The 3,428-nt window shown below is 70.6% G+C and carries 1 protein-coding gene; it reads right to left on the reverse strand.

The genetic code is table 11. The annotated features are described in order from the left end of the window. Positions 1-3,292: hypothetical protein (locus ACI2L1_RS44995; RefSeq protein ID WP_404745275.1), on the reverse strand; the 3,292-nt coding region annotated here is incomplete at its 3' end. Positions 3,293-3,428 lie beyond the last annotated feature (136 nt).

A 3,428-nucleotide genomic window follows, 5' to 3' on the forward strand; every position in this document is an offset into this window, starting at 1 on the left:
AGAGGGCCTCGACGACACTCGCCGGGATCGCGTCGTCACCGGTCAGCTGCAGCATCAGCCAGCGGGTGTGCTCGGCGTACATGACCCTGTGCGGGGGGAACAGACGGTCGCGCAGCTCGGCGGGAGCGTGGTCGCGCGGCCTGAAGCGCCGGTCGGCCCACTCGTACAGCTGGGCCCCGTCGCCCCACCGCAGGGCCTCTTCGACAACAGAGCCGATCCCGGTCCCGACCATCACCTCGACCATCTCGAACAAGGCAGTGCGGTTGTGGGGCAAGAGCCAGCCGAGAACCGGCGGAACGATCTCGCGTACATCGTCTTCCGTCACGCCCGGCACCTGCTTGTAGGCGGCCAGGACGCTGGCGGCGAACACCGCCCTGTCGTTGACGAGCAGCAAGCCCCGCTCGCGCATCTCCCGGTACCGCTCGCTCTCCTTGTCAACCGGCCCCGATGAGAGGAACGTGCCGCCGTGGACAATGGCTGCGCCGAAGGCGCTCATCAGATGCGGCAATCCGGCGCCGGAGCGGTCGTCGAGCAGCAGGTCCATGTCCGGGAAGTCGATGGCCAGGAGGTCGCGCAGTCTTCTGACGCCCCGCCGGGCAGCGGCCAACACCTCGGGGTTCGCGGCGAGCGCCTGCCCCAGGGCGTCCTCGTAGCTCCTGGTGAGCTCATCCCACCGCTCGGTGCCGTAGAACCCGCCGAACCCGCCCGTGTGCACGAAGAAGTCCCGAACGGCCTCGCGGGACCCTGCGCCGTCGCCGGCGCCGCGGGGCTCGAATCGCACCCATGAGGCGGCTGGGTTGCCGCCGGTGACGTTCACGACAGGCTCGCTTCCAGCCGCGCCGAGCGGCCAGATGCCAGTCTCGCTCCTGGGTGCGTACACCACCATCGTGGACCGGTCCGCGACCCGCTGGGCCAGCGGCGCGGTGTCGCCAAAGCTCCCGCCCGTGGAACAGGACGTCAGCACGATCTGGGTGCCGTGCGGAATGCGCGGGCCGCCAAGCAGCCGCGGCAGGAACAGGCCGAGGTGCTCGCCGCTGACGGGCTTGCGGCCAAAGCGGGACGGCACGGAGACGGCCCTGCCGTCGCTGTGGGCGGCGAAGAAGAACACGCTTTGCCCTCGCCACGGCACGGAGTACGGACCGCCGACGTAGCTCTTCCTCGCGCCCTCTACGGCGTAGAAGCGCTCCTTGTCGGAGAGGTGGGAGAACAGCAATGTCGACGACTCAATGGTGCGGGCGGTGCCGACAGCGGCGCCGACCTGCTGTCCTGTGGTGGCGTGGGCGATCGGGCGGGTGACGATATCGCGGTCCCACACCTCCGAGGAGAGCTGTACGACCTCCTCGGCCGTGACGTGTGTGAAGCTCTGCCCCGTTGCCTCGTCAAGCAGGGTCCTGCGGTGCGTGACCCGCAGTTGGGCGCCGCCCGGATAGCGCGCCGGGCGCTGGCCGGGACGCCTGGCGAACACGGAGACATCGCGTGCGGTGGAGTTGGTGATCTCCCAGAGCACCCGGCCCCCGGCAGGTTCGCGCGACAGCGACTCCAGTGCCCTGTCCCGGTCCAGCGTCAGCGGGTAGAAGGCCGGCAGGTCGATGACCCGCCCCGGCTCCGCGATCGCCGCCCAGTCCCCCGAAGTGGCCTGGCCGCGTCTGGTGAACCAGACGCTCTGGAGAGCCGGAGGCAGTGCGTCGAGGGCTTCGGTGGCGACACCGCGGTGCTCGCGCAGCTCGTCCGCGAGGCCGGCGGCGAGCTCGGCGGCTCGGTCCATGAGCCGGTCCCGCGTCTCGGCGAGCCGGGCCACCCGGTCCGGGGCGTCCACAGGAATCTTCCGGGACAGATCCACGAGTCCGGCGAAAGTTTCATCTCTGAGCAGCAGCAGGGGCAGCCCGAACCGCAGGTCGCCGAAGTCGAACGCGTCTCGTGCCAGTGATCTGGCCGCCACCGCCAGGTTCCGCGGATTGGCGGCAGCGGTGCCGAGCAGCACGCCGTCCGCTCCGCTCACCAGGTACAGCGCGCGCGACTCGGCTGTGCCAACCTCCCGCAGGAAACGGGGCCAGCGGTGGCGCAGCAGCCATTCCTGAAAGGCCCGGCGGCGCTCGGTGAGGGTGGTCTCCCCGGGCACGGGGCGGGCGTTCTCGGTCAACTCGGTCGTGAGCAGCTCGATGTCTGTTCCGACCATCCGCGCGATGGACGCCGACAGCGAAACGTCCTGGGTGAGGCGCGGGGTGAGCCACCGTGTCCGGGCCGCGTAGGCACGATGGTGTGGAAGTTCGCGGAGCACGAGATCCGGCCGGACGGTCGGGCGGAGCCTGCCTGCCCGGTGCCGCGGGTCGAGCGTGCCGTCAGCCCACCCGTACAAGCGGTGCGCCTCGACGGCTTGCAGCTCCGGCCCGGTCGCGTCCCGCAATCTGGCCCTATCGGATGCCTCGATGACCTCGACCATCGAGTGCTGGCCGCCAGGCAGCAGCCAGCCGAGCAGAGCCTCCCTGAACAACAGAGCCTCCGCGAGCAGCAGCGGATTCTCGCCCGCCGGTCCTCCGTAGCCTCCTGCCAACGCACGCCAGGCGAGAAGCAGTCGCTCGACAGCGGCGGCCGGGCGGCTGGTCAGTCGATATCCACGCTGGTAGCGCATGGTGCGGTACCAGTCCCCGCCGCGGTCGTACTCGGCTGCCCTCCACTCCCCCGCGGCTGCCTCGCGCAGAGCGGGGAGCTCAGGCCATGCTGCGGCGCTCTTGACAGCCGTCATGAAGGCGCCCATGAGTTGAGTCAGCCCCATCCGCTCGTCGCGCTCGTCGAGCAGGCGGGCAACGAACCCTTGCGGGTCGTTGATCGGGACACCCGTGGTGAACGCGGAGGCGGCAGCGGCGTGACCCCGCGCGCGCAGCAACACCCGGTAGAGACTGGCGACAGCTTTGCGGGCCGCCTGGATCACCCTGGGGTCCTCGGACAGGAGGCGGCCGATCGCCTTCTCATAATCGGCGCTCAGCTGCTCCCAGGACGGATCCTGGTAGATACGGGTCAGCAGTGGGCGGTCGACCTCACGGGCCTCGGACGATCCCGGAGAGTTCCAGCCGTGGTCCGGGAACTCGGCGGCGGAGACGCTGGTCGGGCCGGAGGGCGCGGTCCCGCTCCTGGTCCCGGTTTCGGCGCCGGTTCCGTGCGGCTGCGCGTTCCAGTCCTCCGCGTCGGGATAGCCCGGCTGCGAGGCCGTGTGCTGTGCGGACAGCGGTCCGGTGTCCGGGGCCTGCGGGACGGGTTCGGCTTCCTCGACCCTGATGTGCTCGTCAGGGGCCATGCTCAACGGCGACGTCACGGCTGAGGGGCCAGGGCTCAGGACGGCGACGGCGTTCGTACCCGAGGACGCGTCCGCGTCCTTGACCGGGGGGGAATTCCACCCATGAGTGGGGAACAGAGCCGCGGGCACGGCGCCC

It is taken from the genome of Streptomyces sp. NPDC019531, assembly GCF_044903305.1.
Lineage (GTDB): Bacteria > Actinomycetota > Actinomycetes > Streptomycetales > Streptomycetaceae > Streptomyces.